This is a genomic window from Acidovorax sp. FW305-C-20-28, assembly GCF_058783375.1.
On the sequence record NZ_JBYSYM010000005.1, the window covers coordinates 166,975 to 193,132 of the forward strand.

Annotated in this window: 29 protein-coding genes; 13 read left to right on the forward strand and 16 right to left on the reverse strand. The window is 69.2% G+C overall.

Annotated elements, in window-relative coordinates; all coding sequences use genetic code 11:
- Positions 1-155 precede the first annotated feature (155 nt).
- Both AC3WOH_RS08485 and AC3WOH_RS08490 read left to right on the forward strand, forming a co-directional pair.
- Entirely contained in the window at positions 156-803 is a 648-nt protein-coding gene (locus AC3WOH_RS08485; protein ID WP_492228913.1) for a DUF47 domain-containing protein, read from the forward strand.
- A gap of 18 nt (positions 804-821) precedes the next feature.
- Complete coding sequence (locus tag AC3WOH_RS08490; RefSeq protein WP_184863203.1) at positions 822-1,832, forward strand: inorganic phosphate transporter; 1,011 nt, start codon at positions 822-824, stop codon at positions 1,830-1,832.
- Between the two features lie 75 nt (positions 1,833-1,907).
- Here AC3WOH_RS08490 and AC3WOH_RS08495 read toward each other — a convergent pair whose 3' ends face one another.
- Together AC3WOH_RS08495 and AC3WOH_RS08500 are read right to left on the reverse strand one after the other, a co-directional pair.
- Complete coding sequence (locus AC3WOH_RS08495; protein WP_492228914.1) at positions 1,908-2,354, reverse strand: TM2 domain-containing protein; 447 nt, start codon at positions 2,352-2,354, stop codon at positions 1,908-1,910.
- Positions 2,355-2,362: 8 nt separating this feature from the next.
- Positions 2,363-2,884, reverse strand: a complete 522-nt coding sequence (locus tag AC3WOH_RS08500; protein ID WP_492228915.1) for a GNAT family N-acetyltransferase — start codon at positions 2,882-2,884, stop codon at positions 2,363-2,365.
- Positions 2,885-3,077: 193 nt separating this feature from the next.
- On the opposite strand from AC3WOH_RS08500, the gene rpsP reads away from it, so the two are divergent.
- The 6 genes from rpsP to AC3WOH_RS08530 all read left to right on the forward strand — a co-directional run bounded on the left by rpsP (position 3,078) and on the right by AC3WOH_RS08530 (position 7,174).
- Positions 3,078-3,329 (forward strand): 30S ribosomal protein S16, encoded by a 252-nt coding sequence (rpsP, locus tag AC3WOH_RS08505; RefSeq protein ID WP_110533007.1) that lies wholly within the window; start codon positions 3,078-3,080, stop codon positions 3,327-3,329.
- A gap of 77 nt (positions 3,330-3,406) precedes the next feature.
- Positions 3,407-3,970, forward strand: a complete 564-nt coding sequence (rimM, locus tag AC3WOH_RS08510; RefSeq protein ID WP_492228916.1) for a ribosome maturation factor RimM — start codon at positions 3,407-3,409, stop codon at positions 3,968-3,970.
- 19 nt (positions 3,971-3,989) lie between these two features.
- Positions 3,990-4,748 (forward strand): tRNA (guanosine(37)-N1)-methyltransferase TrmD, encoded by a 759-nt coding sequence (gene trmD / locus AC3WOH_RS08515; RefSeq protein ID WP_492228917.1) that lies wholly within the window; start codon positions 3,990-3,992, stop codon positions 4,746-4,748.
- Positions 4,749-4,900: 152 nt separating this feature from the next.
- On the forward strand, positions 4,901-5,287 hold the full coding sequence (gene rplS, locus AC3WOH_RS08520) for a 50S ribosomal protein L19 (RefSeq protein ID WP_492228918.1): 387 nt from the start codon (positions 4,901-4,903) through the stop codon (positions 5,285-5,287).
- Positions 5,288-5,408: 121 nt separating this feature from the next.
- Complete coding sequence (locus tag AC3WOH_RS08525) at positions 5,409-6,104, forward strand: CoA pyrophosphatase (RefSeq protein WP_492228919.1); 696 nt, start codon at positions 5,409-5,411, stop codon at positions 6,102-6,104.
- A gap of 83 nt (positions 6,105-6,187) precedes the next feature.
- On the forward strand, positions 6,188-7,174 hold the full coding sequence (locus AC3WOH_RS08530) for a CobD/CbiB family protein (RefSeq protein WP_492228920.1): 987 nt from the start codon (positions 6,188-6,190) through the stop codon (positions 7,172-7,174).
- 90 nt (positions 7,175-7,264) lie between these two features.
- Here the strand turns inward: AC3WOH_RS08530 and panC are convergent, their stop codons facing one another.
- Both panC and panB read right to left on the reverse strand, forming a co-directional pair.
- Positions 7,265-8,107: a pantoate--beta-alanine ligase gene (panC, locus tag AC3WOH_RS08535; protein ID WP_492228921.1), complete on the reverse strand. Its 843-nt coding sequence runs from the start codon at positions 8,105-8,107 to the stop codon at positions 7,265-7,267.
- A gap of 57 nt (positions 8,108-8,164) precedes the next feature.
- Positions 8,165-9,043, reverse strand: coding sequence for a 3-methyl-2-oxobutanoate hydroxymethyltransferase (gene panB, locus AC3WOH_RS08540; protein WP_492228922.1), 879 nt, complete (start codon positions 9,041-9,043; stop codon positions 8,165-8,167).
- Between the two features lie 99 nt (positions 9,044-9,142).
- Here panB and nadC point away from each other — a divergent pair, with 99 nt between their 5' ends.
- The 4 genes from nadC to AC3WOH_RS08560 all read left to right on the forward strand — a co-directional run bounded on the left by nadC (position 9,143) and on the right by AC3WOH_RS08560 (position 14,307).
- Entirely contained in the window at positions 9,143-10,015 is an 873-nt protein-coding gene (nadC, locus tag AC3WOH_RS08545) for a carboxylating nicotinate-nucleotide diphosphorylase (protein WP_492228923.1), read from the forward strand.
- Positions 10,012-11,154, forward strand: a complete 1,143-nt coding sequence (gene nadA, locus AC3WOH_RS08550; protein WP_492228924.1) for a quinolinate synthase NadA — start codon at positions 10,012-10,014, stop codon at positions 11,152-11,154. Before nadC ends, nadA begins: the two co-directional genes overlap by 4 nt.
- Positions 11,155-11,196: 42 nt before the next feature.
- Positions 11,197-12,984 (forward strand): chorismate-binding protein, encoded by a 1,788-nt coding sequence (locus tag AC3WOH_RS08555; RefSeq protein WP_492228925.1) that lies wholly within the window; start codon positions 11,197-11,199, stop codon positions 12,982-12,984.
- A gap of 258 nt (positions 12,985-13,242) precedes the next feature.
- Complete coding sequence (locus AC3WOH_RS08560; RefSeq protein WP_492228926.1) at positions 13,243-14,307, forward strand: porin; 1,065 nt, start codon at positions 13,243-13,245, stop codon at positions 14,305-14,307.
- 177 nt (positions 14,308-14,484) lie between these two features.
- On the opposite strand, the gene AC3WOH_RS08565 is transcribed toward AC3WOH_RS08560, so the two are convergent.
- The 5 genes from AC3WOH_RS08565 to AC3WOH_RS08585 all read right to left on the reverse strand — a co-directional run bounded on the left by AC3WOH_RS08565 (position 14,485) and on the right by AC3WOH_RS08585 (position 18,737).
- Positions 14,485-14,844 carry a 5-carboxymethyl-2-hydroxymuconate Delta-isomerase gene (locus AC3WOH_RS08565; RefSeq protein WP_492228927.1) on the reverse strand — a complete coding sequence of 120 codons (360 nt, stop codon included), beginning with the start codon at positions 14,842-14,844 and terminating at the stop codon, positions 14,485-14,487.
- 89 nt (positions 14,845-14,933) lie between these two features.
- Positions 14,934-15,854 carry an alpha/beta fold hydrolase gene (locus AC3WOH_RS08570; protein ID WP_492228928.1) on the reverse strand — a complete coding sequence of 307 codons (921 nt, stop codon included), beginning with the start codon at positions 15,852-15,854 and terminating at the stop codon, positions 14,934-14,936.
- The gene (locus tag AC3WOH_RS08575) at positions 15,842-16,243 is read right to left on the reverse strand and encodes an MAPEG family protein (protein ID WP_492228929.1); all 402 of its coding nucleotides are present in this window, start codon (positions 16,241-16,243) and stop codon (positions 15,842-15,844) included. The genes AC3WOH_RS08570 and AC3WOH_RS08575 overlap by 13 nt, the downstream gene beginning before the upstream one ends.
- A 103-nt stretch (positions 16,244-16,346) precedes the next feature.
- A complete protein-coding gene (locus AC3WOH_RS08580; protein WP_492228930.1) occupies positions 16,347-18,131 on the reverse strand; it encodes an ATP-binding response regulator in 1,785 nt (594 codons plus the stop codon).
- Positions 18,132-18,737 carry a response regulator transcription factor gene (locus AC3WOH_RS08585; protein ID WP_492228931.1) on the reverse strand — a complete coding sequence of 202 codons (606 nt, stop codon included), beginning with the start codon at positions 18,735-18,737 and terminating at the stop codon, positions 18,132-18,134.
- A gap of 294 nt (positions 18,738-19,031) precedes the next feature.
- Here AC3WOH_RS08585 and AC3WOH_RS08590 point away from each other — a divergent pair, with 294 nt between their 5' ends.
- Positions 19,032-19,790, forward strand: a complete 759-nt coding sequence (locus AC3WOH_RS08590; protein WP_492228932.1) for a carbonic anhydrase — start codon at positions 19,032-19,034, stop codon at positions 19,788-19,790.
- A gap of 6 nt (positions 19,791-19,796) precedes the next feature.
- On the opposite strand, the gene bioF is transcribed toward AC3WOH_RS08590, so the two are convergent.
- The 7 genes from bioF to nadB form a co-directional block, all read right to left on the reverse strand.
- Positions 19,797-21,017, reverse strand: coding sequence for an 8-amino-7-oxononanoate synthase (bioF, locus tag AC3WOH_RS08595; RefSeq protein WP_492228933.1), 1,221 nt, complete (start codon positions 21,015-21,017; stop codon positions 19,797-19,799).
- Complete coding sequence (gene bioD / locus AC3WOH_RS08600) at positions 21,014-21,688, reverse strand: dethiobiotin synthase (RefSeq protein ID WP_492228934.1); 675 nt, start codon at positions 21,686-21,688, stop codon at positions 21,014-21,016. Before bioD ends, bioF begins: the two co-directional genes overlap by 4 nt.
- Positions 21,688-23,031 (reverse strand): adenosylmethionine--8-amino-7-oxononanoate transaminase, encoded by a 1,344-nt coding sequence (bioA, locus tag AC3WOH_RS08605; protein ID WP_492228935.1) that lies wholly within the window; start codon positions 23,029-23,031, stop codon positions 21,688-21,690. Before bioA ends, bioD begins: the two co-directional genes overlap by 1 nt.
- A 2-nt stretch (positions 23,032-23,033) precedes the next feature.
- Positions 23,034-23,414 carry an aspartate 1-decarboxylase gene (gene panD, locus AC3WOH_RS08610; RefSeq protein WP_492228936.1) on the reverse strand — a complete coding sequence of 127 codons (381 nt, stop codon included), beginning with the start codon at positions 23,412-23,414 and terminating at the stop codon, positions 23,034-23,036.
- Positions 23,415-23,491: 77 nt separating this feature from the next.
- Positions 23,492-23,866: a 6-carboxytetrahydropterin synthase gene (locus AC3WOH_RS08615; RefSeq protein WP_184862926.1), complete on the reverse strand. Its 375-nt coding sequence runs from the start codon at positions 23,864-23,866 to the stop codon at positions 23,492-23,494.
- A gap of 20 nt (positions 23,867-23,886) precedes the next feature.
- Positions 23,887-24,525 (reverse strand): 7-carboxy-7-deazaguanine synthase, encoded by a 639-nt coding sequence (gene queE / locus AC3WOH_RS08620; protein WP_492228937.1) that lies wholly within the window; start codon positions 24,523-24,525, stop codon positions 23,887-23,889.
- A gap of 12 nt (positions 24,526-24,537) precedes the next feature.
- Positions 24,538-26,127 (reverse strand): L-aspartate oxidase, encoded by a 1,590-nt coding sequence (gene nadB, locus AC3WOH_RS08625; protein ID WP_492228938.1) that lies wholly within the window; start codon positions 26,125-26,127, stop codon positions 24,538-24,540.
- Between the last annotated feature and the right edge of the window lie 31 nt (positions 26,128-26,158).

Here is a 26,158-nt window from a genome sequence, read left to right on the forward strand (position 1 = left end):
GTGCCTGACAGCCCTGGGCGAAGCCGTTGCCATGGGCCTGGGGCCGGCCTGCAACGGCCCGCCGGTTAAACTCGCGGCAGTCACGTTGGCGTCATGGGTTTGTCATGGCGTCGTCATTTCCAAGAAATCCCACCCCCGTTCCAGGAGCCTCTTCCATGCTGTTTGCCAAGCTGTTGCCACGCGAAGGCAACTTTTTCGAAATGTTCAACCAGCATGCGGACCGCATCGTGGAAGCGGCTCGCGCCTTTTCGCAACTGGTGGCGAACTACAACGACCCCCACCTGCGCGACAAGTACAACCAGGACGTGGACAACGCCGAGCGCGCGGCCGACCGCGTGACGCACGAGGTCAACAAGGCCATCCACAAGACCTTCATCACCCCCATCGATCGCGAGCAGATCCACACGCTCATCAATACCATGGACGACGTGGCCGACCTGATCCAGGATTCGGCCGAAACCATGGCGTTGTACGACGTGCGCCACATGACCGACGAGATCTCGCGCCTCACAGACCTGAGCCTCAAGTGCTGCGAGCGCCTGCGCGACGCCGTGAAGCTGCTCGACAAGATCGCCGATCCTTCGGTGGCCGAAGCCGCCCTCAAGACCTGTGAAGAGATCGACAAGCTCGAATCCGACGCCGACCGCGTGATGCGCAGCGCCATGAGCAAGCTGTTCCGCGAGGAGCCCGATGTGCGCGAAGTGATCAAGCTCAAGGCGATCTACGAACTGCTGGAAACCATCACCGACAAGTGCGAGGACGTGGCCAACTGCATCGAGGGCATCGTCCTCGAGAATTCCTGATCGGCAGGGCTCAGCAGCATGGAAACCGTACAAGCAGCCCTGTGGGTTGTCGTCCTGCTCGTGGCGCTCGCTCTCCTGTTCGACTTCATGAACGGGTTCCACGATGCCGCCAACTCGATCGCCACGGTGGTCTCCACCGGCGTGCTCAAGCCCGCGCAAGCGGTGCTGTTCGCGGCATTCTTCAATTTCGTGGCCATCTTCGTGTTCCACCTGAGCGTGGCGGCCACCGTGGGCAAGGGCATCGTGCAGCCCGGCATCGTGGACACGCACGTGGTCTTCGGCGCCCTGGTGGGCGCCATCACCTGGAACGTCATCACCTGGTACTACGGCATCCCCAGCAGTTCCTCGCATGCGCTGATCGGCGGCATCGTGGGCGCGGTGATCGCCAAGGCCGGCGCGAGCGCGCTGATTTCCACCGGCATCCTCAAGACCGTGGCCTTCATCTTCGTCTCACCGCTGCTGGGCTTTGCACTCGGCTCGCTGATGATGGTGGCTGTGGCCTGGATCTTTCGGCGCTCCCGGCCGAGCAAGGTGGACAAATGGTTCCGGCGCCTGCAGCTGGTCTCCGCGGGCGCCTACAGCCTGGGCCACGGCGGCAATGATGCGCAAAAGACCATCGGCATCATCTGGCTGCTGCTGATCGCCACCGGCTACGCGTCGACGACCGATGCCTCGCCCCCGACCTGGACCATCGTGAGCTGCTATGTGGCCATCGGCCTGGGGACCATGTTCGGCGGCTGGCGCATCGTCAAGACCATGGGCCAGAAGATCACCAAGCTCAAGCCCGTGGGCGGCTTCTGCGCCGAAACCGGCGGGGCGCTGACCCTGTTTCTGGCCACCACCCTGGGCATTCCGGTGTCCACCACGCACACCATCACCGGTGCCATCGTGGGCGTGGGCTCCACCCAGCGCGCCAGTGCCGTGCGCTGGGGGGTGGCCGGCAACATCGTCTGGGCCTGGGTGCTCACCATACCGGCCAGCGCCTTCGTGGCCGCCATCGCCTACTGGGTGAGTCTGCAACTCTATTGAGCCGGCGCCTGTAAAAAAAGCCGCCAGGACGCAAGTCCTCGGCGGCTTTTTGCTGGGCCCTTGCGCCCGTGGCGGCTACTGCGAGATCTTGCGCGCTTCCTCGATCTGGTACTCGAAGTAGCGCTGGAAGCTGAAGGCGATGCTGGCCATCAGCACCGTGGTGCCCAGCAGCAGCGAGACCACGATGGCCCCGATGGTGAGCCAGCGGGTCTGGCCGGCGGGGGCCTCCTGGGCGGCCGAGGGGTTGAAGCGCGCATTCCAGCGCTCGGGTGTCATCAGTCCGTAGAGGATGGCCCTGAGGGCGCAGCCCGCGATGGTGAAACCCAGCAGCGGGATCAGCATCCAGCTGTAGTGGTCGTCCTGGCCGAATTGCTGCACCCGCTGGATGCCGTACAGCCCCAGCGCCGTGGGAATGGGCAGCAGCCAGCCCAGCATGTCGCCCATGCCGTGCAGGTAGAAGCGGTGCAGGCCCAGGGGGCCGCCGAGAAAGGCCAGCCAGGCGGCCAGGGTCTTGTTTTTCATGGGGTGGATTATTCCGGGGAAGTGGTGTCGCCCGCGCCCAGGGTCTTCTCCATGAGCACGATGTCGCGCCAGGCGCCGAACTTCCAGCCCATGGAGCGCAGCACGCCCGCCTCGCTGAAGCCCAGGGCGCGGTGCACGCCGATGGAGCCGGCGTTGGCCGAGTCGCCGATCACCGCCAGCAGCTTGCGCACGCCGGCCGCTTCGGCCTGCACGATGAGCTCGGCCAGCAGTTGCCGGCCCAGGCCCATGCCGCGGGCGCTGTCGGCCACGTAGATGGAGTCCTCGGCCGAGAAGCGGTAGGCCGGGCGCGGCTTGAACCAGTTGGCGTAGGCAAAGCCCAGCACCAGCCCGTCCTGCTCGGCCACCAGCCAGGGCAGGCCGCGGCCCAGCACGTCGGCGCGGCGGCCCGCCATGTCGGCCTCGGACGGGGGATCGATCTCGAAAGTGCCCGTGCCGTGCAGCACGTGGTGGGCGTAGATGGCGGTGATGGCGGACAGGTCGGCGTCGGTGCTCGGGCGGATGGTGGGCATTGCTGCAAAAGGCGCGTTGTGCGGGGCCATCAAAGTGTATGGCACGCTTTTCGGGGAAAGGGATATAATCGCGGGCTTTGCAGCGTGTCGCTGGCCGGGTGGCCATGTCGCGTGTCTCAAGCGTTGCGAATATGGTTGCGAACACTGTGGCTTTTGGCAATACCGCCCAAGTCCACCACCCGAAGGATAAATCATGGTCGTCATTCGACTCTCCCGCGGCGGCTCCAAGGGCCGTCCATTTTTCAACATCGTCGTTGCTGACAAGCGCGTGCGCCGCGATGGCCGCTTCATCGAGCGCCTGGGCTTCTACAACCCCACCGCCAAGGAAACCGAAGAAGGCCTGCGCATTGCCCAGGACCGCCTGACGTACTGGAAGAGCGTGGGCGCCCAGTCCTCGCCTACCGTGGACCGCCTGATCAAGCAAGCCGCCAAGAAGGCAGCCTGATAGCTCCCCGGAAAGGGCGGGTTCCGTCGGCTTGCCTGGCGGGACCCGCCCTTTTCCTATTTCCGAGATCCCATGCCATGAACCTGACCCTTGAGCCCGCCGAGCTGCCCGCCGATGCCATCGAAGTGGGGCGCATTGCCGATGCCTGGGGCATCAAGGGCTGGTTCAAGGTGGTGCCGCACAGCAGCAACCCCGAGGCCCTGTTTTCTGCCAAGCGCTGGTATCTGCAGCCGTCCGAGCGGGGCGCCAAGACCTTCACCGGCACGGTGCTGCTGCCCATCCGCCAGGCCAAGGACCATTCGGACACCGTGGTGGCCTGGGCCCAGGGCATCGACGACCGCAACGGCGCCGAGGCGCTGCGCGGCGCGCGCATCTTCGTGCCGCGTTCGAGTTTCCCCTCCACCGCCACCGACGAGTTCTACTGGGTTGACCTGATCGGCCTGGCCGTGGTCAATCGCGAGGGCGTGGCTCTGGGCACCGTGCGCGAACTGCTCTCCACCGGCCCGCAGACGGTGCTGGTGATCGACTACGCAGAGGGCGGCAAAGCCCAGGAGCGCATGATCCCCTTTGTCTCCCACTTCGTCGACAAGGTCGAACTGCCCGAAAAGCGCATCACCGTCGACTGGCAGGCCGACTACTGAGCCGCCGCGCGCCCTTGCCATGCGCTTTGACGTCATCACCCTGTTTCCCGAGCTGTTTGCGCCCTTCCTGGCTGCAGGGGTGACCCGGCGCGCCTACGCCGGCGGCCAGGTCGACGTGCGCCTGTGGAACCCGCGCGACCACGCCGAGGGCAACTACCGCCGTGTTGACGACCGGCCTTTTGGCGGCGGCCCGGGCATGGTGATGCTGGCCGAGCCCCTGGCGCAGTGCCTGGCGGCCATCCGCGCCGAGCGCGCCGAGCCGCAGGAGGCACGTGCGCCGCTGGTGCTGTTTTCCCCCATCGGCGCCACCCTGGACCATCCGGCCGTGGAGCGCTGGTCTGCCAGCGCCGGGGCCGTGCTGCTGTGCGGGCGCTACGAGGGCATCGACCAGCGCTTCATCGACGCCCATGTGGACGCGCAGATCAGCCTGGGCGATTTCGTGCTGTCGGGTGGCGAGATCGCCGCCATGGCCTTGCTCGACGCCGTGGCGCGCCTGCAGCCCGGCGTGCTCAATGACGAGGGCAGCCACCAGCTCGACAGTTTCAACCCCGCGCTCGATGGCCTGCTGGACTGCCCGCACTACACCCGGCCCGAGGAATGGGCGGGCCAGGCCGTGCCGGCCGCACTGATGTCCGGCCACCACGCCCAGATCGAGCGCTGGCGTCGCGACCAGCGCCTGGCCATCACGGCCCGCCACCGTCCCGAACTCATCGCTGCCGCGCGCAGCGCAGGCCGCATCAGCACCGCCGACGAGGCCGTCTTGGCCAAATTGCGCTGACTTGCTATAATCAAAGGCTTTTCGATCCTCTGGCCGGCCGTTTTGCTGGAAAAGGGTGTGGGGCATGCAGGCTCCCGCCGCTTGTGCGAAACACTGAGACGTCAATCCCGACGCTGCCATTTTTGGCGCGGACATGATCGTTGGATGTAAAGATGAACCTGATTCAAACCCTGGAAGCGGAAGAAATCGCCCGCTTGAACAAGACCATCCCCGAATTCGCCCCTGGTGACACCGTCATCGTGAGCGTGAACGTGGTGGAAGGTACCCGCAAGCGCGTGCAGGCTTACGAAGGCGTGGTGATTGCCAAGCGCAATCGCGGCCTGAACAGCGGCTTCACCGTGCGCAAGATCTCCAGCGGCGAAGGCGTGGAGCGTACGTTCCAGACCTACAGCCCGCTGATCGCCAGCATCGAAGTCAAGCGCCGCGGTGACGTGCGCCGTGCCAAGCTGTACTACCTGCGCGACCGCAGCGGCAAGTCGGCACGCATCAAGGAAAAGCTGCCTTCGCGCGCCAAGGCTGCAGCCGCTACCGCAGCCTGAGGACTGGCCCCGACCAGACAAGCCGCTACAGCCTGCCTGTAGCGGCTTTTTGCTTTTCACGGCCCTGTCGTCGTCCATCCGTCCAGCCACTACCCGCCCAGTGAAACCACCGATCAGCCCTGTGTCCTCCGTCATCCCGCCCCTGTCCACGCTGCCCGATTTCGATCCGCGCAAAGTGCCTGTGGTGGGTGTGGATGCACACCTGCCTGCGGTTGCGCTGGCTGCGCAGACCCCCGAGGCCCTGCGCCTGCGCTTTGCCCACCCGCCGCAGTGGGAGCCCGAAGTGGTACTGGAGCGCAAGTTCACCAACCGAGAGCCGGCCCATGCCTCCGTGCTGCTGGCCATCGTGCTGCGCGAGCAGCCCATGGTGCTGTTGACCGAGCGCACGGCGCACCTGTCCACGCATTCGGGGCAGATCGCCTTTCCCGGCGGGCGGGCCGACCCCGAGGACACCGACCCGGCGGACACCGCGCTGCGCGAGGCCTTCGAGGAAGTGGGGCTCGAGCGCCATTACGTGGAGGTGTTGGGCACCCTGCCCACCTATGTGACCGGCACGTCCTTCATCATCACGCCCGTGGTCGCGCTGGTGCAGCCCGACTGCGTGCTCACGCCCAACCCCTACGAGGTGGCGGACCTGTTCGAGGTGCCGCTGGCCTTTCTGCTCGACCCGGCGAATCACCAGCGCCACCGGCTGGAGTGGCAGGGCCTGGCCCGCGAATGGTTCTCCATGCCCTACCAGGACGGTGAGAAGAACCACCACATCTGGGGTGCCACGGCGGGCATGCTGCGCAATTTCTACCGCTTCATGCTGGCCTGATGCTGCCGGAGGCAGCCGGCGCCGGTCCGGCTTAGGGTGCTGCCGGGTACTCCGGGGGCCTGGCGCCAGTATCATTGGCGCCCATGAGTTTCTTCGCCATCCTGTTCGCTCTGCTGATCGAGCAGGCCCGCCCGCTGGCCCGCAGCAATCCCATCCACGCCGGCCTGCGCGCCTGGGCGCTGTCGGTGAGCCGCAATTTCGACGCCGGCAAGTCGCACCATGGCTGGGTGGCCTGGGGCCTGGCGGTGCTCGTGCCTTCGCTGGTGGTGCTGGCCATCCACTGGCTGCTGCTGTGGGGGCTGGGCTGGCCGTTCGCCGTGCTCTGGAGCGTGGCGGTGCTCTACATCACCCTGGGTTTCCGGCAGTTCAGCCACCATTTCACGGGCATCCGCGATGCGCTGGAAGAGAGCAACGAAGACGCGGCGCGCGAGCGCCTGGCGCACTGGCAGCAGGTGGACGTCGGCCTCTTGCCGCGCAGCGAGATCGTGCGCCACGTGATCGAGTACTCGGTGCTGGCCGCCCACCGCCATGTGTTCGGCGTGCTGGCCTGGTTCTCGGTGCTGGCTGCCCTGGGGCTGGGCCCCACGGGGGCGGTGCTGTACCGCCTGGCCGAATTTGCCTCGCGCTACTGGCATTACCGACAGCGCATGGGGGCCCAGCCTGCCAGTGAGTCCCTGCAGCGCGCTTCGGCCCAGGCCTGGACGGTGGTCGACTGGGTGCCTGCGCGCATGACGGCGCTGAGTTTTGCCGTGGTGGGAAGCTTCGAGGAGGCCATCGAAGGCTGGCGCTTCCACGCCCAGCGCTTTCCCAACGACAACGATGGAGTGGTCCTGGCCGCGACTGCCGGCGCCATCAACGTTCGCTTGGGCGGCGAGGCGCTCAAGGCGCGATCGGTGCTGCACACACCACAAGGGCTGGAAATCGATGCGGACATGGGGGACAGTGACTCCACCCCCGGGCGCGAGCCTGAAGTCGGGCATCTGCGCAGTGTCGTGGGTCTGGTGTGGCGGTCGGTGGTGGTGTGGATGCTGCTGCTGGCCTTGCTGACTTTGGCGCGCTTGCTGGGCTGATCGCGGGGCACGCCGCAGGCAAGAGGGCGCATGCGGCGCCGGGTGCACACCCCGGCCTTTGTCTTCAACCCGGGCATGCTGCGCGAAAAGTCAGAACTCCCAGTTGTCAATCAACCTCGTGCCTCCCAACCGCGCAGCCCCCAGCACGACCAGCGCCCCCGGCGCATCTTCCCCCGTTGCCTGCCGCAGGTCCGCCCGCCTGCGCACCGTCAGATAGTCTGGCTGCCACCCCCGCGCTCGCAAGCCATCCATCGCCTGCTGCTCCAGTGCCAGCACCGCCCCTGGCTGCTGCTCCCAGCGCACAGCCAACTGGCGCAAGGCCTGCGACAAGGCCACGGCTTCCTGCCGCTCCTGCAGGCCCAGGTAGCCATTGCGCGAACTCAGGGCCAGGCCGTCGGGCGCGCGGCGGGTCTCGCCGGCCACCACGGTGATGGGCAGCGCGAACTGGCGCACCATCTGGCGGATCACCATGAGCTGCTGGTAGTCCTTCTTGCCGAACACCGCCGTGCCGCCGCTGGCACCCAGCACGCAGGCGAACAGCTTCATCACCACAGTGGCCACGCCGGTGAAGAAGCCAGGGCGGAAATGGCCTTCCAGCAGGTCGGCCAGGGCCGGGTCGGGCTGCACCTTGAAGGTCTGGGGCTCGGGGTAGAGGTCGGCCTCGCGCGGGGCGAAGAGCACATCGCAGCCCGCAGCCTGCAGGCGGTTGCAATCGGCCTCCCAGGTGCGCGGGTAGCTGTCGAAGTCCTCGTGCGGCAGGAACTGCAGGCGGTTCACGAAGATGCTGGCCACGGTCACGTCGCCCAGGGGCCTGGCCTGCTCGACCAGCGCGATGTGGCCGTCGTGCAGGTTGCCCATGGTGGGCACGAAGGCCGGGCGGCGGTAGGGCGCCAGGGCCTGGCGCAGGTCGTCGATGGTGTGGGCGATGAGCATGGGGAAAGAGAAAAAAGAAAAGAAAATGGATGGCCTGGTGCAGGAGGCGGTCGACAGCTACCAGGCATGCAGGGCGTTGTCGGGAAAACGCCCTTCCTTGACGGAGCGCACATAGGCCCCGATGGCGCCGCGCACGCTGCCCTCGTCCTGCATGAAGTTGTGGACGAACTTCGGGTTCTTGCCCAGGTTCATGCCCAGCATGTCGTGCAACACCAGCACCTGGCCGGCCGTGCCGTTGCCCGCGCCGATGCCGATGGTGTGGCAGTGCGGCAGCTCGGTCGTGAGGTCGGCGGCGAGCACGGCGGGCACCATCTCCAGCACCAGCATGGCGGCGCCCGCGTCCTGCAGTTCGTGTGCCTCCTTGCGCAGCGTGCGCGCGGCATCGTCGCTGCGGCCCTGCACGCGGTAGCCGCCCAGGGCGTGCACAGTCTGCGGCGTCAGGCCCAGATGGGCGCAGACCGGCACGCCGCGCTGCACCAGAAACTCCACCGTGGGCGCAGTCCAGCCGCCGCCTTCGAGCTTGACCATGTGGGCCCCCGCCTGCATCAGCACGCAGGCGCTGCGCAGCGCCTGTTCGCGGCTCTCGGCATACGTGCCGTACGGCAGGTCGGCCACCAGCCAGGCCGTGCCCTGCACGCGGTGCAGGCCGCGCGCCACGCTGGCCGTGTGGTAGGCCATGGTGTCCAGGGTGACGCCCACGGTGCTGGGCAGGCCCTGGCAGACCATGCCCAGCGAATCGCCAACCAGGATGCACTCGACGCCGGCCGCATCGGCAACGGCCGCAAAGGTCGCGTCGTAGGCCGTGAGCATGCATATCTTCTCGCCCGCTGCGCGCATTTGCGCCAGGCGCGGCAGGCTCAGGGGGCGGCGCTGCGGCAGCGGCGATGCCGGTGGCAGCGTGCCGTAGGGCGTGGCGGAAGGCATTGGATCGGTCATGGGGCGTCCCTGGACAAAATTGCCGGGAGTCTAGGTCCTTTGCGGCCGGGACAGCGGTGTCCCAAATTCGTGTTCCAGAAGTCGCTATGCTCGCGCCCCATGACCCATCCCAGCGACGATGAAAAAAGTGCCGACGTGGCAGCCCTGGCCCGTGCCGATGTGGCCCGTGCTTTGGCCGAAGACGTGGGCAGCGGCGACCTCACCGCCGGCCTGATCGACCCCGCGCGCCGCGCGCGTGCGCGCATCCTGGCGCGCGAATCCGCCGTGATCTGCGGCAGCCCCTGGGTGGAGGCAGCCCTGCGTGCGCTCGACCCCGGCGTGCAGCTCACCTGGCATGTGGCCGAAGGCCAGCGCTGCGGCGCCGACCAGGTGGTGCTGGAGATCGAGGGCAGCGCCCGCGCGCTGCTCAGCGCCGAGCGCACGGCGCTCAACTTCCTGCAGCTGCTGTCGGCCGTGGCCACCAAGACGGCCACCTATGCGGACGTGGTGGCGGGCACGCGCGCGCGCATCGTCGACACGCGCAAGACCCTGCCCGGCCTGCGCCTGGCGCAGAAGTACGCCGTGCGAGTGGGCGGCGGCACCAACCACCGCATCGGCCTGCACGACGCCGTGCTCATCAAGGAAAACCACATCGCTGCTGCTGGCGGCGTGACGGCCGTGCTGCGTGCCGCGCAGCAGCAGGTGGGCGCGCGCGCCGCCTTCATCGAGATCGAGGTGGAGACGCTCGCGCAACTGACCGAAGCGCTCGACGCCGGTGCCACCATGGTGCTGCTCGACAACATGCCCCTGGCCATGCTGCACGAGGCGGTGCGCCTCAACGCCGGCCGCGCCATCCTCGAAATCTCGGGCGGCGTTACGCTGGACGGCCTGCGCGAACTGGCCGAGACCGGCGTGGACCGCATCTCCATCGGCACGCTCACCAAGGACGTGAAGGCCACCGATTTCTCGATGCGCCTGCAGGAGCTGTCATGACCGAGGCGATGGCGCTGAACCGCATCGACGTCGAGTACGACCAGCCGCTCACGGTGCTGGAGGATGGTGGTGCCATCTGTTCCACGAAGCACGCCTGGGCGCGCGTGCCGCCCGAGCCCTCGCAGGCCGAGCGCGCCGCGCTCAAGGAGCGCATCCGCCGCCTGCTCAAGGCAAAGAACGCGGTCATGGTCTCGCACTACTACGTGCACCCGGACCTGCAGGACCTGGCCGAGGAGACCGGCGGCCTGGTCAGCGATTCGCTGGAGATGGCGCGCTTTGGCCGCGACCATGCGGCGCAGACCCTGGTGGTCTCGGGCGTGCGCTTCATGGGCGAGACGGCCAAGATCCTCTCGCCCGAGAAGACCGTGCTCATGCCCGACCTCGATGCCACCTGCTCGCTCGACCTGGGCTGCCCGGTGGACGAATTCAGCGCCTTCTGCGATGCGCACCCGGACCGCACGGTGGTGGTCTACGCCAACACCAGCGCTGCCGTGAAGGCGCGCGCCGACTGGCTCGTGACATCGAGCTGCGCGCTCGAGATCGTCGGTGCGCTCAAGGCGGCGGGCCACAAGATCCTGTGGGCGCCCGACCGCCACCTGGGCGCCTACATCCAGCGCGAGACCGGGGCCGACATGCTGTTCTGGAACGGCGCCTGCATCGTGCACGACGAGTTCAAGGCCTTCGAGCTCGAAGCGCTGAAGAAGGAGCACCCTGGCGCCAAGGTGCTGGTGCACCCCGAAAGCCCCGCCGACGTGGTGGCCCTGGCCGATGCGGTGGGCTCGACTTCGGCCATCCTCAAGGCCGCGCGCGAGATGGATGCGCGCGAGTTCATCGTTGCCACCGACAACGGCATGATGCACAAGCTGCGCATGCTCAACCCTGGCAAGGTCTTCTACGAAGCCCCTACCGCGGGCAACAGCGCCACCTGCAAGAGCTGCGCGCACTGCCCTTGGATGGCGATGAACGGCCTGGCCGACGTGGCGCGCGTGCTCGAAACCGGGGCCAATGCGGTCCATGTGGACCCGGCGCTGATCCCGCGCGCGCGCCAGCCCATTGATCGCATGCTGGCTTTTACCGCAGCGCTCAAGAGCGGACAGCAGCCCGCGGCGGGGCTGGTGCCGCACCTGGGCGCTGCCTGACCGTTCCCCTGACCTGACCGCCCCTGGGGCGGCGCGATTGCCGTGACCACCGCCCATTCCCGCATCGATTTCACCCTGCCGCAAGGGGGCGCTGGTGCACGCCTGCGCCATGCCTTCGGTCCGCCGCGCGAAGTGCTCGTGGCCCGTGGATTGCACGAGGTGCGCGGTGTGCTCGATGCCGTGCATGCAGCCGCACAGGCCGGTGCCTGGTGCATCGGCTATGTGCGCTATGAAGCGGCGGCGGCCTTCGATACGGCCCTGCAGACCCACGCTGCCGAGGGGCCGCTGGCCTGGTTCTCGGTGCACGACCAGGCCTTGCCGTGGCCTGATGCCCTGGGGGCCGATGCGCCTGCCGAGGTGGCATGGGCACCCGGCCTGCCGCGTGCTCAATTCGATGCAGCCCTGGACCGCATTCAGCAGGCCATCCGCGATGGCGAGGTCTACCAGGTCAACTACACCGCGCCCTTGCATGGGGCCCTGCAGGGCAGTGCCGACGCCTTGTTCGCCGCGCTGCACCGTACCCAGCCCGAGGGCTACTGCGCGCACATCGATGCCGGCGGCACCCAGGTGCTGTCGGTCTCGCCCGAACTGTTCTTCGACTGGACCAGCGATGCCGCGGGCGGCGACATCCTGGCGCGGCCGATGAAGGGCACGGCGCCGCGCGGTGCCACGCCAGAGGCCGATGCCGCACAGGCCGAGCACCTGCGCACGGCGCCCAAGGAGCGGGCCGAGAACGTGATGGTCGTGGACCTGCTGCGCAACGATATCTCGCGCATCGCGCAGCCGCACAGCGTGCGCGTGCCGCGCCTGTTCCACACCCAGGCCCTGCCCACGGTGTGGCAGATGACCTCCGATGTGCAGGCGCGCACGCGGGCCGGCACCACCTTGGCGGATGTGTTCGCGGCGCTGTTCCCCTGCGGCTCGGTCACGGGTGCGCCCAAGGTGCGCGCCATGCAGTTGATCCGCGAACTCGAGCCCGCGCCGCGCGGCGTGTACTGCGGCGCCATGGGCGTGGTGCGCCCGCACGGGCCACCCGGCGAGGGCGGCGTGGCCGCGACCTTCAATGTGCCCATCCGCACCGTGGTGCTGCAAGTGCAGGCTGCCGTGGTGCAGGCCACCTGCGGCATCGGCAGCGGCATCACCTCGGGTGCCGAGGCCGAGGCCGAATGGCACGAATGGCGCCACAAGCGCGCCTTCGTGGAGCGCGCCAGCGCCGCGTTCGATCTGCTCGAAACCCTGGCGCTCGATGGTGGACAGTTCCGCCACCTGGCGGACCATCTGGCGCGCATGGCGGCGGCCGCTGTGCACTTCGGCTACCCCTGGGATGCCGCCCGCGTGCAGGCCTGCCTGCAGGCGCTGGCGGCGCAGCACGCCCAGGGGGCCTGGCGCGTGCGCCTGCTGCTGGACAGCCGGGGCGCGCCACGCGCCGAGGCCTTTGCGCTGCAGCCCACGCCCACCCCGGTGCGCCTGCGCCTGGCGCACCGTGCCTTCGACGAGGCCGACAGCGAGTTCGTGCGCCACAAGACCACGCGCCGCGCGCACTACGCGGCCTTCGCGCCCACGGCCCCCGGCGTGTTCGACACAGTGCTGTGGAACCGCGCGGGCGAGATCACCGAGGGCACCTTCGGCAATATCGCCATGCGCCTGGACGGCCACTGGGTCACGCCGCCACTGGCCTGCGGCCTGCTGCCTGGTGTGGGCCGTGCCGTGGCCCTGCGCGAGGGGCGCGTGGCCGAGGCCGTGGTGCGGATCGAAGACCTGCCGCGCGTGGACGGCTGGGCCTTCATCAACAGCCTGCGCGGCTGGCTCCCTGCCGAACTGACGAACTGAGCCGCAGGGCGGCACGCGCCTGCGCGCACCGCGCACCCGCCACCGCGCTCGGGCGCGCCCGTGCATATACACCAAGCCGCGGCGGCGTTGCTATGCATGCTTATTTTCCGCCGGGTGTGCAAGGGTTTACCCCAGCACTGTCACACAGGCTTTTTCTAATGGGCGCAGCTCCCCACCACGGGGCGCCGATCGGTGGAATGCGTGCCGTGCCGCACGCCATGCCGCCGGTGATCAGCCCATTTCGAAAAAGAGAAATCCATGAAACTCAAACCCCTTGCCCTCGCGGCCCTGACCCTTGCTGCCGTCGCCGGTGCCCAGGCGCAGTCCAGCGTCACCCTCTTTGGCGTGGTCGATGCCTCGCTGGTGCGCATGTCCAGCGACACCAACAGCGTCACCGGCCTGTCCAGCGGCGGCCAGTCCAGCAGCCGCCTGGGCTTTCGTGGCGTGGAAGACCTGGGCGGTGGCCTGAAGGCCGGCTTCTGGCTCGAAGGCGGTATCACCACCGACAATGGTACGGCTGCCGGTTTCCGCTTCGACCGCCGTTCCACCGTGAGCATCTCGGGCGGCTTCGGTGAAGTGCGCCTGGGCCGCGACAAGTCGCCCGCCTACCTGAACATCGAGACCTTCGACCCCTTCGGCGACTCGGGTGTGGGTGGCAACAACGGTGCCAACATGGTGGGCAGCGCGAGCTCGGCCGCCGGCACGCCCGAAGGCAGCGCCCCCAAGCGCACCAGCAACGGCCTGAACTACCTGCTGCCCGAGATGGGCGGCTTCTACGGCCAGCTGCAGTACGCCCTTGGCGAGCAGCCGTCCAACCAGGTCAACAAACGCATGGGCAACTCGTTGGCCCTGCGCGCCGGTTACGCCAACGGGCCCCTGAATGTGGCCCTGGCCTTCGGCGAAACGCGCGGTGGTGCCGCTACGGCCAGCTCGGTGGACTACAAGGCCAGCAACGTCGGCGTGTCCTACAGCTTCGGCGTGGTCAAGCCCATGTTCCTGTTTGCCACCGAGCGCGGTGCCGGCCGCCGCGTGGATATGTTCACCCTGGGCGCCACGGTGCCACTGGGCGTGGGCGAGCTGCGCGCTTCGTACGTCAACTTCAAGCGCAAGGATGCGAACAACGCCGACTCGCAGAAGTTCGCTATCGGCTACGGCCACAACCTGTCCAAGCGCACGCAGCTGTACGCCACTGTGGCGCGCATGAGCAATGACCGTGCAGCCACGCGCGGCCTGGCGGTGTCCTCGTCCTCGCTGAGCAGCCCGACCATTGGCGCCGGCAACGACGTCACGGGCTACGAGTTCGGCGTGCGCCACACCTTCTGACGGCGCACAGGCCCGGGACCCTGTTGCAGCGGGTGCTCGGGCTTGCGGGCCGTGCTGTGCGCCTTCCACACCTGGTGGGGATGCGAGGGGGGCGCAGCACGGGGTCGCCGTTCCCAAAGAAAAAAGCCGCCTCGGGCATGCCCAGGGCGGCTTTTTTGTGGACGCATTCGGCAGGGCTTACAGCTTTTCCTTGGCGTATGAGCCGCGGTCCATGTCCACGATTTCTACGCTCAGCTGCACCAGCACACCCTGGGGTCGGGGGGTGAGCTGGCGCAGCACGCCGGCGATCAGGTCCGACAGCTCCTTCTTGGCCTCGGGCGTGCGGCCCGAAAGCACGCGCAGCTGCGCATGCACGAAGGCGCGCTGCGCCGGGGCCGTGCCGATCTCGAAACTGTCGGCCACCACGAAGCGGGTCTTGAGGTCCAACTCGTCCAGCACCTGGGGATGGGCGCACAGCGCGGCATTGAGCGCGCTCAGCGCTTCGGCCTCGGGGTAGTGCGGCAGGTTGCCGGAGTACTCGACGATGAGATGGGGCATGGTGGTTCCACGAAGAATCGGTGCACCCGGCAGATGGCCGGTGCGGTGGGCGAAGGCGCCACGGGGTGCGCAGCGCAGGATCCGCCAGTTTATCGGCTTATCGTGGCGGTGGCTCCGTCCTGCGCTGGCGCTTCGATGGACTGCACGAAGCCGTGCAAGGCCTGCAGCATGGCCATGGGGGCTTCGATCTGCGGCCAGTGGCCGATGCCGTCGAGCGCCACCACGTCCGCATGGGGCACCACCTCGCGGTAGCGCCGGGCCATGTGGGCGCCCGAGTTGGGATCGGCGCTGCCATTGATCAGGCGCACGGGCACGGCCCGGGCCACCAGCGGTGCCACCAGGCGATCGCGCAACGCCATGCGCTCGATGTAGAAACGCCCCACCTGGTGCGAGATGCGCCGCCCCTGGCCATGGTTGAGCAGGGCCCAGAAGTCGTCGAGCAGTCCATCCGGGGGCTGCGTGCGCGGCCCGAACAGGCCCGCCACCGTGCGCTCGAACGCGCGCCGCGGAATGCGCGGCCCGATCCAGCGGCCCAGCGGGGACGAGAGCAGGTGCTGTATCGGGCGTGGTGCATACGCTTCGGGGCAGACACCGCCGTTGAGCAACACCAGCGATGCGATGCGGCAGCCCGCCTGCGGCTGCTCGAGCCGGCGCGCCAGCATTTCCTGTGCGACGCTCACACCCAGGTCATGGGCGACGACGTGGCAGCGCTGCACGCCCCGCTGCGCGAGCAGGGCGTCGAGCAGGTCGGCGTGGTCCTGCAGGCGGTAGGCGTGGCCCAGCGGCTTGTCCGAAAAACCCATGCCCAGCAGGTCGGGGGCGATCACGTGGTAGCGCGCCGCCAGCGCGTTCCACACGCCATGCCAGTCGTAGGAGCTCGTGGGGTAGCCATGGACCAGCAGCAAGGTGCTGCCCTGGCCGGCTTCGGCCACGAAGAGGCGCCGGCCCTGTACGGTGGTGAACCGGCCTTGCTCCTGCCAGCGCTGCAGGGCGGGGGTCAGTGGCTCCATGCTGCACGCACCAGGAGCAGGGTGGCTGCCAGCTGGCACAGCAGGGTCAGCGCGTGGGCCGCCTGGCGCCAGGGCAGGCGGCGGCTGAAAGCGGCCGTGCAGTACAGGACACGGGCCAGCACAAAGACGCTGCAGACCGCTGCCAGTGCTGCCGCCGTCGCCGTGCCGCCCACCTGGGCCAGCGCCAGCACCAGCAGGCCGAACAGCAGCGACTGCTCCAGCGTGTTGCCGTGCGTGCGCACGGCCAGGGCCAGGTCCTTGTGCCCGCCATCGCCCCAGGTCTGGCGGTGGCGCATGCGCAGGCGCGAGACCTGCAGGGACAGGGCGGTGAGCAGCAGGGCCAATGCTGCCAGGGTGGCCGAGGCGATGGTGAGGGCGGGAGAGGGCATGTCAAGGGCGGCGCAAGCGCTAGGGAGTGGTTCGCCCAAGCTTAGGAAGCTGCGGGACGGGTGCCAATAGCACCAAAGGGCAGGTGCCGGCATCGGCCCCGATTCAGGTAGCTGGGTGGCTTTGCAGGAAGGCGCGCAGCTTCATGGGTGCGATGGGCTTGGGCAGCAGAGGCAGGCCGGCGGCGGCTGCACGGGCCTGCAGCTCGGGCGTCGCCTCGGCCGTGACCAGCAGGGCCGGCACGGCATGGCCGATGGCGCTGCGCAGGGCCGCGACCGCCATGAGCCCGTCTACGCCGTGCGGCAGGTTCCAGTCCACTACCAGGGCGTCGGGCCGCTGGGGCCCGGGTTCCTGGCGCAGCGCCTCGCGCAGGCTGGCTGCCGCCATGACTTCGCAGCCCCAGCCCTGCAGGACCTCGCTGAGGGCGGTGCGCGAGCCGGCGTCGTCCTCCAGCACCAGCACCCGCTGCACGGTTTGCAGGGGCTGCACTGGTGGCTTCCTCGCGGCGTCGTCTGCGCCGATGGTCTCGGTGGTGCCAAGCGCAGGTTCTGGGGCATCGGCCGTTATCGGCAGGCAAAGGCTGAAGCGGCTGCCCTGGCCGGGTTTCGACTGCACGCCCAGGTCCAGGCCCAGCAAGGCGCACAGGCGCCTGGCGGTCGCCAGGCCCAGGCCCAGCCCCTGGCTGTGATCGCGGCCCGGGTGGTCGATCTGGTAGTGCTCGTCAAAGATGCGTGGCAGCTCGGCGGCAGCGATGCCCACGCCCGAATCCTCCACACTGACTTCGACCGCCGTGCCTTGCGTGCGGGCCTGCAGCCGCACAAAGCCGGCCGGCGTATAGCGGATGGCGTTGGAGACCAGGTTGGACAGCACCCGCGCCAGCAGGGCGCGATCACCCTCCACCCAGGCGCTGCTGGGTTGCGCGCTGAACACCAGGCCCTTGGCCTGGGCCTGCACCGCGAAGGTGCCTGCCATTTCGTCGAGCAGCGCCTGCAGCGCAAAGCGCGTGGGGCGGGGTGTGATGGAACGGGCATCCAGCCGCGACAGCTCCAGCAGCCCCTCCACCATCGCGCCCATGCTGCTCGCGCACTCCATCAGGCTGGCCGACAGGTGCTCCACCCGGTCGCGCGATGCGGGCTGCTGCAGCGTGTAGGCCAGCAACTGCATGGCATTGAGCGGCTGGCGCAGGTCATGGCCTACGGCGGCGAGGAACTGTGCCTTGGAGGCATGGGCGGCCTCGGCCTCCTGGCGCGCCAGCCGCGTGGCCTCGTTCTCGCGCTGCAAGGCGGCGATCAGTTCCTGCCGTTCGCGCTGCTGGGCTGCGGCCCGGGCGATGGTGCGGGCCTGGGCCCGCCCGGCATGCCAGACATACAGCGCCATCAGCACCGAAGCCAGTGCCAGCACATAGTGCAGCGGCTGGGCCACGAGCAGGTCGCGCGCGGCCAGCGGGCCGAACACGCCCGCCGCATAGGCAGCCAGCGCCGGCAGGTGGTGGGCCAGCTGGGCCACGCTGCCCAGCACCACGGCGGCCAGGCCGATGTGAAGGGCCATTTCGGCCACCAGATTGGCCGGCGCCAGCAGCACCCAGCTGCCGATGCCCCAGGCCAGGGCCTGCGCCAGCGCGCTGGCCACCACCCCGCGTGCCCAGAAGGTGGGGCGCGTGCCGGGCGCTGCGGCGCGGCGGCGGTAGGCCATGCCCAGGGCGATGCGCAGGCCGCGCACGGCCGCAAACGCGGCCAGCCACAGCGCGATGGCACTGGCCGGTACCTCGCGCCAGAACAGCACGCTCAGGAAGAAGGCCTCCACCACCCCCACCAGGGCGGACAGCGGCGCGCCCCGGTAGAGGGTGTCGAGCGCCTGGGTGTCGGGCAGGGTGCCGGGTGCGGCGCCCACTTAGAGCAGCCCCTTTTCGCGCGCCACCACCAGCAGGTGGGTGCGGTTGCGCGCCTGCAGCGCGCCCAGCAGCGCCGTGACGTGCAGCTTGACGGTGCGTTCGGCAATGCCCAGCGCCTGGGCGATGCGCTTGTTGGGCTGGCCCTGGGCCACCAGTTGCAGCACCTCCATCTGCCGCGCCGTGGGGCCGGCTGGCACCCCCTGGGGCACGGCCAGGGGCTGCGGGCCGAACACCAGGCCGCCCGCCGCGATGGTGGCCAGTGCGGCGGCCATGGCGTGCACGGGCTGCGACTTGCCCAGGAAACCGCTGGCACCGGCCTCGCGCGCCGCCGCCTGCAGGGCCGGGTCCTCATCGCCCGAGATCAGCACGCGCGCCACCAGCGGGAACTGCCGGGCAAAGAGCGCCAGGCCCTGCAGCCCGGTGTGGGCACCCAGGCGCTGGTCGAGCAGCACGATGTCCAGCCCTGGCTGGGCAGCGGCCGCCGCAAGGCCCGCCTCCAGCGTGGACGCCGTATCCACGCTGGCGCCTGGCCAGGCGTGGGCCAGCGCATGGGCAAAACCGACACAGAACAGGGGGTGGTCGTCCACCAGCAGCAGTTGGGGCATGGTGCGGATTGTGTGGCAAGCCCGCGCCAGACCTGCAGGGGGCGCTGGCGGGTGTTGTCCTAAGCCTGACATGGGGCAAGGGGCTCTCCAAATTGGAGTTTTGCAACCGGGCGTTGCTGTACAGAATCGCGGCAGCCTGGTGCGGTCTCCAGGCTGGCTGCGCATGCCTCTTTGCGTTGTTTTCCCCCACGTTCCGCCCGGCTGCCCGTTTCCCCCGAATCACGCTGAAGGTGTGCGCACACTTGCATCGGGCGGCCGCGGTATCTACCAACCACCCTCGTCTTCAATACAAACATGACATACCAGAAATTGATTCGACGCGTGACCTTTGCCTGCCTCGCGCTGTGCGCCACCCTGGCGAATGCCCAGGGACCGCACGCGCACTGGGAGTACAAGGGCAAGCACGGTGCCGCCCACTGGGGCGCGCTGGACACGGGCTTCGAAACCTGTGCGCGCGGCAGCACGCAAAGCCCGATCGACATCCGCAAGACCGTGAAGGAAGCCCTGCCGGCGCTCGACTTCCAGTACGCCGCCGGGGCCCCCACCATCGTCAACAACGGCCATACCGTGCAGGTCAACGTGGCCGCCGGCAGCAAGCTGGTGGTGGATGGCAAGGCGCTGGAGCTGCTGCAGTTCCATTTCCACACCCCCAGCGAAGAGGCCCTGGGCGGCAAGCGTGCCGCCATGGTGGCGCATTTCGTGCACAAGGCCGAAGACGGTGGCCTGGGCGTGGTGGCCGTGTTGCTCCAGCCGGGCAGCAAGAAGAACGAGGCCTGGGAGCCGATTTTCGCGCACCTGCCGCGCGTGGGCGAGCAGGTCACGGTCGACGGCCTGTCGCTGCAGCCCGCCGCCCTGCTGCCGGAAAAGCGCGGCTACTACAGCTTTGCCGGCTCGCTGACCACGCCCCCGTGCTCGGAAGGCGTGCAGTGGATGGTGCTCAAGGAGCCCGTCAAGCTCAGCGCCCAGCAGATCAAGGCCTTCCGCAAGGTCTACAGCGCCAATGCGCGGCCGCTGCAGCCGCTCAATGGCCGGGTAATTAAAGAAAGCACCTGACCCCGGTCAGGCCTGCGCTGTTGCCGTGCACTCCGCTGCGTGCCGGTGCAGCGCCTGCAGCAGCTGATCGACGTCCTCTGCGGTGTGCGCGGCCGACAGCGCAATGCGCAGTCGCGCCGTGCCAGTTGGCACCGTGGGTGGCCGGATTGCCGGCACCCACAAGCCTTGCATCCGCAAGCTCTCCATCACCGCCAGCGCAGCCTCGTTGCTGCCGATCACCAGCGCCTGCACGGCGGTGTCCGACGGCAGCAGCTGCCAGCCCAGTGCAGGCGGCAGGCTGGCCAGCCCGGCGCGCAATTGCGCGATGCGTGCCGCCAGGTGCTGGCGCAGATCGTCCGCGGCCTCGATCAATGAGAGGCTGGTGCTCAGGGCGCTGGCCAGCAGCGGCGGCGCCGCGGTGGCGAAGATGTAGGTGCGCGTCTTCTGCAGCAGCCATTCGACCAGAGCATCGTCGCCCGCCACGAAGGCACCGGCCACGCCAGCCGCCTTGCCCAGCGTCGCCATGTAGAGCACGCGCCGCGAGGCGCCGGCCCCGGTGAGGCCGGCCTGCGCCAGGCTGCCGCGCCCCTGGGGCCCGAGCACGCCGAAGCCGTGGGCGTCGTCGAGCAGCAGCAGGGCATCGAAGCGCTCGCACAGCGCCAGCAGCGCCGGGATGTCGATGAGGTCGCCGTCCATGCTGAACACGGCGTCGCTGACCACCAGCTTGCGCCGCGCGGTGCTGGCAGCCAGGGCCGCCTCCAGTGCTGCCAGGTCGGCATGCGGGTAGCGGTGGATGCTGGCGCGCGACAGGCGGGCGCCGTCGATCAGGCAGGCATGGTTGAGCGCGTCGGAGAACAGCGCATCGCCGTCGCCCACCAGCGCCGGGATGATGCCGGTGTTGGTGGCATAGCCGGCGTAGAAGTACAGGGCACGCGGCAGCTGCACGAAGGCGGCCAGCTCCTGCTCCAGCGCCGCATTGGCCGCGCTGTGCCCGCTGACCAGGGGCGAGCCGCCCGAGCCCACGCCAAAGCTGCGGGTGGCCTCGCGTGCGGCCTCGGCCAGCGCGGGGTGGCCGGCCAGGCCCAGGTAGTCGTTGCTGCAGAAGGCCAGCATGGGCTGCCCGTCCACCAGCAGCCGGGCACCTCCCGCGGGCTGCACCACGCGGCGGCGGCGCAGCAGGTGGGCGCGTTCGATGTCGGCCAGGCGGGCCGGGATCTCATCGAGCCAGGAAGCAGGCACCGTACTCATCGCCATTGCTCCGGCAGGTCGAAGGCCAGCGTGCGTGCATCGGGCGCGGCCTGGTGCGGCACCTCGGCCAGCAAGGGCGCCTGCAGCCGGGCACGCAGGTAGGCGATGTTCTCGTCTGCGGCGAGCATGGCGGGGTCGACGCGGTTGGCGACCCAGCCGGCCAGTGTGAGCCCGCGCGCGCGCACGGCCTCGGCCGTGAGCAGCGCATGGTTCAGGCAGCCCAGGCGCAGGCCCACCACCAGCACCACGGGCAGGGCGAGGGCCTGGGCCAGGTCGGCGCCGGTCGTGGTGTCCGACAGCGGTACATGGAAGCCGCCCGCACCTTCGACCACCACCGCATCGGCCTGGTCTGCCAGGGCCTGGTAGCTTTGCACGATGGCCGCGATGTCGATCTGTACCCCGGCGCGCGCCGCCGCGATGTGGGGCGACAGCGGGTCGGGCAGCAGCACCGGGTTGTCCAGCGCCGCGGGCACGGCCACGGTGGACGCCGCGCGCAGCACGATGGCGTCTTCGCTCGCAACGTCGCTGCCCCAGGGCACCACACCGGCGGCCACGGGCTTCATGCCGACCACGCGGCGGTGGTGCCGTGCCAGCGCATGCAGCAGGCCGGCGGACACCAGGGTCTTGCCCACGCCGGTGTCGGTACCGGTCACAAAACAGGCTATCGCCATCAGCAGGTCTCCTCGTTCAGGGTGGCGTTCAGTGCGTCGAGCGCGCCGCTGGCCAGGCAGTTGATGGCCTCGGCGTCGAGCACATAGGGCGGCATGGCGTACAGCGTGTTGCCGATGGGGCGCAGCACCAGGCCATGGGCCATGGCCTGCTGGTGGTAGCGGCGCGAAAAGTCGGGCAGGGTGGTTTCGATGTCCCAGGCCCAGACCATGCCCAGGCGGCGCGCGTGGCGCACACGCGGGTGCCGGGCCAGGGGCGCGCAGGCGGCGTCGATGCGCTCTGCCAGCGCCCGGTTGGTGTTCAGCGCATCGAGCTGGTCGAACAGCTCCAGCGTGGCCAGGGCCGCGCGGCAGGCCAGGGGATTGCCGGTGTACGAGTGCGAGTGCAGAAAGCCGCGCGCCACCTCGTCGGCGTAGAAGGCCTGGTACACCGTGTCCGTGGTCAGCACCGCCGACAGGGGCAGAGTGCCGCCCGTGAGGCCCTTGGACAGGCAGATGAAGTCGGGCCGGATGCCGGCCTGCTGGTGCGCGAACAGGCTGCCCGTGCGGCCGAAGCCCGTGGCGATCTCGTCGACCACCAGGTGCACCTCGTAGCGGTCGCACAGCGCGCGCGCCAGGCGCAGGTACTCGGGGTCGTGCAGTGCCATGCCGGCCGCGCACTGCACCAGGGGCTCCACGATCAGGGCCGCGGTGTCGGCATGGTGTTCGGCCAGCCAAACCTCCAGTGCCGCGGCACTGCGCCGGGCCACGTCCGCGGGTGTCTCGCCCGGTGCTGCTGCGCGCGCATCGGGGCTGGGCACGGTGGCGGCCAGGCGCACCAGCGGCGCATAGGCCTCGCGGAACAGCGCGATGTCGGTCACCGCCAGCGCGCCCACGGTCTCGCCGTGGTAGCCGCCGGCCAGGCCCACGAAGCGGCTCTTGCCCGGGCGGCCGGTGTTGCGCCAGTAGTGGGCGCTCATCTTGAGCGCGATCTCGGTGGCCGTCGCGCCATCGCTGCCATAGAAGGCATGGCCCAGGCCCGTGAGCGCAGAGAGGCGCTCCGACAGCTCGACCACCGGCGCATGGGTGAAGCCGGCCAGCATCACATGGTCCAGCCGCTCCATCTGGTCGGCCAGCGCGGCCTTGATGTGCGGGTGGCTGTGGCCGAACAGGTTGACCCACCAGGAGCTGATTCCGTCGAGGTAGCGCCGGCCATCGCTGCCGTAGAGCCAGGGGCCTTGCGCGCGGGCGATGGCCACGGGCGGCTGGGCCTCGTGCCGCTTCATCTGCGTGCAGGGGTGCCAGACATGGGCCAGGCTGCGGGCGACCAGGTCCCCGCCGGCGGCCATGGGGGGCGCGGCGGTCATGCTCACAGCGCCTGCGTGGGCACCGCGTGGCGCAGTGCGGTCTGGCGGTTGTGCGCGTCCACGAACACCAGTTGCGGCACGTGGCTGGCCACCTGCTCCTCGTGCACCTGGGCAAAGGCTGCAATGATGACCAGGTCGCCCTGGCTGGCGCGGCGCGCGGCCGAACCGTTCACCGAGATCATGCCGCTGCCGCGCTGGCCCTTGATGGCATAGGTGACGAAGCGCTCGCCGTTGTTGATGTTCCAGATGTGGATCTGCTCGTTCTCGGCGATGTTGGCGGCATCGAGCAGGTCCTCGTCGATGGCGCACGAACCTTCATAGTGCAGCTCGCACTGGGTCACGGCCACGCGGTGGATCTTGGATTTGAGCAGGGTGCGGAACATCGGTCTTCTTCCTCGGGTTGAAGTCAGGTGGGTGTTGGCAGCGGCCTGCCATGGCAGGCGGGAGCGGGGGGGCTCGCTCAGGGCGGCGTGAAATCGAGCGCGCAGCTGTCGCCCAGGGCCTCGCGCCATACGCGCACGCGGCTCACGCGTGGTCGCAGTTCGGCGGGCAGGGCCTGGGCAATGAACAGGCACAGGTTCTCGAGCGTGGGGATGCCCAGCCCGGGCACCTCGTCGAGCATGTGGTGGTCGAGTTGCTCGCGCACCAGGTCCAGCCCGCGGCGCAGCAGGCCCAGGTCCAGCACCATGCCGGTGGCAGGGTCGCGCGGGCCGCTGAGCGAGACCTCGGCGTGGTAGGTGTGGCCGTGGATGCGGCGGCTGCCTTCGGCCTCGATCTCGCGGCGCAGGGTGTGGGCCGCGTCGAAGAAGAAGCGCTGGGAAATCGTGAACTGCATGGCAGAAGGAGGGAAAGCAATCAGCGGATGCCGCTGATCTTGTGGGTCTGCAGGCTCAGCCGCCAGGCGGGCTGCTCCATGCAGGTGGCGATGCACAGGGCGATGTGGGCGGCCTGGTCGGGCCCGTCCATGGGCTGCAGGAAGCGGTGGGTGAACTGCCCGGTGGCGGCGATGGCCGCCAGGTCCATGCCGGCCTGGGGCCAGACCAGCTTGAGCTCCTGGCCTTGCTGCTGCACCCAGGGTGCGCCGGCCTTGGGGCTCACGCACAGCCAGTCGATGCCCGGCGGTGCGGCCACCGTGCCATTGGTCTCCACGGCAATGCGGAACTGCCGTGCGTGCAGGGCGGCTATCAGCGCGGCATCCACCTGCAGCAGGGGCTCGCCGCCCGTGAGCACCACCAGGCGGTGCGCCGCGTCGTGGGCCGGCCACTGGGCGGCAATGCGCTCGGCCAGGGCATCGGCCGTGCCGAACTTGCCGCCCAGCGTGCCATCGGTGCCCACGAAATCGGTGTCGCAGAAGCGGCAGATGGCGCTGGCGCGGTCGGCCTCGCGGCCGGTCCACAGGTTGCAGCCGGCAAAGCGGCAGAACACGGCGGGCATGCCCGCCTGGCCGCCCTCGCCCTGCAGGGTGTAGAAGATTTCCTTGACGCTGTAGGTCATAGGTACCCCTCGTCAGGCCACCGGTGGCACCAGGATGGTGGGCGCGGCCGGGGCTGCCAGCTCGGGGTAGTCGCGGCTGTAGTGCAGGCCCCGGCTTTCGCGGCGCATCTGCGCGCTGCGCACGATGAGATCGGCCACCTGCACCAGGTTGCGCAGCTCCAGCAGGTCGCGCGTGACGTGGAAGTGCGCATAGAACTCCTGGATCTCCGCCTGCAGCAGCGTGATGCGGTGGGCCGCGCGGTCCAGCCGCTTGTTGGTGCGCACGATGCCCACATAGTCCCACATGAAGCGGCGCAGCTCGTCCCAGTTGTGCGAGATGACCACGCACTCGTCGGCATCGGTCACGCGGCTGTCGTCCCATTGGGGCAGGGCGGGCAATTCGGCCGCTGGGGCGGCCGCGATGGCCTGGGCCGCCGCGCGTGCGAACACCATGCATTCGACCAGCGAGTTGCTGGCCAGGCGGTTGGCGCCGTGCAGGCCGGTGCAGGCCGTCTCGCCGATGGCGAACAGGCCGGGCAGGTCGGTGCGGCCTGCCAGGTCGGTGAGCACGCCGCCGCAGGTGTAGTGCGCGGCCGGCACCACGGGGATGGGCTCCTTCGTGATGTCGATCCCCAGCTCGGCGCAGCGCGCGAGGATGTTGGGAAAGTGCTCCTGCAGGAATGCCGGGCTCTGGTGCGAGATATCGAGGTGCACGCAATCGAGGCCATGGCGCTTCATCTCGTAGTCGATGGCGCGGGCCACCACGTCGCGCGGCGCGAGTTCGGCGCGCTCATCGTGCTGGGGCATGAAGCGCGTGCCGCCGGCCGCAGCGGGCAGCTTGAGCAGGCCGCCCTCGCCCCGCACGGCCTCGGTGATCAGGAAGGACTTGGCGTGCGGGTGGTACAGGCAGGTCGGGTGGAACTGGATGAACTCCAGGTTGGCCACGCGGCAGCCCGCACGCCACGCAGCCGCGATGCCGTCGCCCGTGGCGGTGTCGGGGTTGGTGGTGTACAGGTAGACCTTGCCCGCGCCGCCCGTGGCCAGGATGGTCTGCGGCGCACGGAAGGTGAGCACCTCGTCGGTGGCCTCGTCCAGCGCATACAGGCCCAGGCAGCGGTCGGAGCCCTTGGCGCCGAGCTTGCGCGCGGTGATCAGGTCCACCAGCGTGTGCTGCTCGAACAGCGTGATGCCCGGCGTGGCGCGCACCACGTCGATCAGGGTGCGCTGCACGGCCGCGCCCGTGGCGTCGGTGGCGTGCACGATGCGCCGCGCACTGTGGCCGCCCTCGCGCGTGAGGTGCAGGGCCCCGTCTTCGAGCGAGAACGGCACGCCCAGCTGTTGCAGCCAGGCAATGGCTTCGGGCGCGTTTTCCACCACGAAGCGGGTGGCTGCCAGGTCGCACAGGCCGGCCCCTGCGACCAGGGTGTCGTCCACATGGGCGCCGAAGCTGTCGCCCTCGGCCAGCACGGCGGCAATGCCGCCCTGGGCCCAGGCGCTGGCACCGTCGTTCAGCTGGCGCTTGGTGATCACGGCCACGCGGTGCGTGGGCGCCAGGTGCAGTGCAGCCGAGAGACCGGCGAGGCCACTGCCTACGATGAGAACGTCGAAGTCGTGAGATGCCATGGCTACCAGAGCAGGTTGTGGGAGGGCCATG

Excerpts from the sequence above, each read along its gene's own strand:
- AC3WOH_RS08570 (WP_492228928.1), bottom strand. The coding sequence starts at position 15,854 with ATGGAGCCACTGACCCCCGCCCTGCAGCGCTGGCAGGAGCAAGGCCGG.
- nadA (WP_492228924.1), top strand. The coding sequence starts at position 10,012 with ATGACCGAGGCGATGGCGCTGAACCGCATCGACGTCGAGTACGACCAG.
- AC3WOH_RS08615 (WP_184862926.1), bottom strand. The coding sequence starts at position 23,866 with ATGCAGTTCACGATTTCCCAGCGCTTCTTCTTCGACGCGGCCCACACC.
- nadC (WP_492228923.1), top strand. The coding sequence starts at position 9,143 with ATGACCCATCCCAGCGACGATGAAAAAAGTGCCGACGTGGCAGCCCTG.
- AC3WOH_RS08585 (WP_492228931.1), bottom strand. The coding sequence starts at position 18,737 with ATGCCCCAACTGCTGCTGGTGGACGACCACCCCCTGTTCTGTGTCGGT.
- AC3WOH_RS08500 (WP_492228915.1), bottom strand. The coding sequence starts at position 2,884 with ATGCCCACCATCCGCCCGAGCACCGACGCCGACCTGTCCGCCATCACC.
- panB (WP_492228922.1), bottom strand. The coding sequence starts at position 9,043 with ATGACCGATCCAATGCCTTCCGCCACGCCCTACGGCACGCTGCCACCG.
- rimM (WP_492228916.1), top strand. The coding sequence starts at position 3,407 with ATGAACCTGACCCTTGAGCCCGCCGAGCTGCCCGCCGATGCCATCGAA.
- AC3WOH_RS08590 (WP_492228932.1), top strand. The coding sequence starts at position 19,032 with ATGACATACCAGAAATTGATTCGACGCGTGACCTTTGCCTGCCTCGCG.
- bioA (WP_492228935.1), bottom strand. The coding sequence starts at position 23,031 with ATGACCGCCGCGCCCCCCATGGCCGCCGGCGGGGACCTGGTCGCCCGC.
- AC3WOH_RS08560 (WP_492228926.1), top strand. The coding sequence starts at position 13,243 with ATGAAACTCAAACCCCTTGCCCTCGCGGCCCTGACCCTTGCTGCCGTC.
- bioD (WP_492228934.1), bottom strand. The coding sequence starts at position 21,688 with ATGGCGATAGCCTGTTTTGTGACCGGTACCGACACCGGCGTGGGCAAG.
- rpsP (WP_110533007.1), top strand. The coding sequence starts at position 3,078 with ATGGTCGTCATTCGACTCTCCCGCGGCGGCTCCAAGGGCCGTCCATTT.
- AC3WOH_RS08565 (WP_492228927.1), bottom strand. The coding sequence starts at position 14,844 with ATGCCCCATCTCATCGTCGAGTACTCCGGCAACCTGCCGCACTACCCC.
- panC (WP_492228921.1), bottom strand. The coding sequence starts at position 8,107 with ATGCTCATCGCCCACACCATCGACGACCTGCGCCAGGCCCTGGCGCCC.
- trmD (WP_492228917.1), top strand. The coding sequence starts at position 3,990 with ATGCGCTTTGACGTCATCACCCTGTTTCCCGAGCTGTTTGCGCCCTTC.
- queE (WP_492228937.1), bottom strand. The coding sequence starts at position 24,525 with ATGACCTACAGCGTCAAGGAAATCTTCTACACCCTGCAGGGCGAGGGC.
- AC3WOH_RS08495 (WP_492228914.1), bottom strand. The coding sequence starts at position 2,354 with ATGAAAAACAAGACCCTGGCCGCCTGGCTGGCCTTTCTCGGCGGCCCC.
- AC3WOH_RS08490 (WP_184863203.1), top strand. The coding sequence starts at position 822 with ATGGAAACCGTACAAGCAGCCCTGTGGGTTGTCGTCCTGCTCGTGGCG.
- panD (WP_492228936.1), bottom strand. The coding sequence starts at position 23,414 with ATGTTCCGCACCCTGCTCAAATCCAAGATCCACCGCGTGGCCGTGACC.
- AC3WOH_RS08530 (WP_492228920.1), top strand. The coding sequence starts at position 6,188 with ATGAGTTTCTTCGCCATCCTGTTCGCTCTGCTGATCGAGCAGGCCCGC.
- bioF (WP_492228933.1), bottom strand. The coding sequence starts at position 21,017 with ATGAGTACGGTGCCTGCTTCCTGGCTCGATGAGATCCCGGCCCGCCTG.
- AC3WOH_RS08575 (WP_492228929.1), bottom strand. The coding sequence starts at position 16,243 with ATGCCCTCTCCCGCCCTCACCATCGCCTCGGCCACCCTGGCAGCATTG.
- nadB (WP_492228938.1), bottom strand. The coding sequence starts at position 26,127 with ATGGCATCTCACGACTTCGACGTTCTCATCGTAGGCAGTGGCCTCGCC.
- AC3WOH_RS08485 (WP_492228913.1), top strand. The coding sequence starts at position 156 with ATGCTGTTTGCCAAGCTGTTGCCACGCGAAGGCAACTTTTTCGAAATG.
- rplS (WP_492228918.1), top strand. The coding sequence starts at position 4,901 with ATGAACCTGATTCAAACCCTGGAAGCGGAAGAAATCGCCCGCTTGAAC.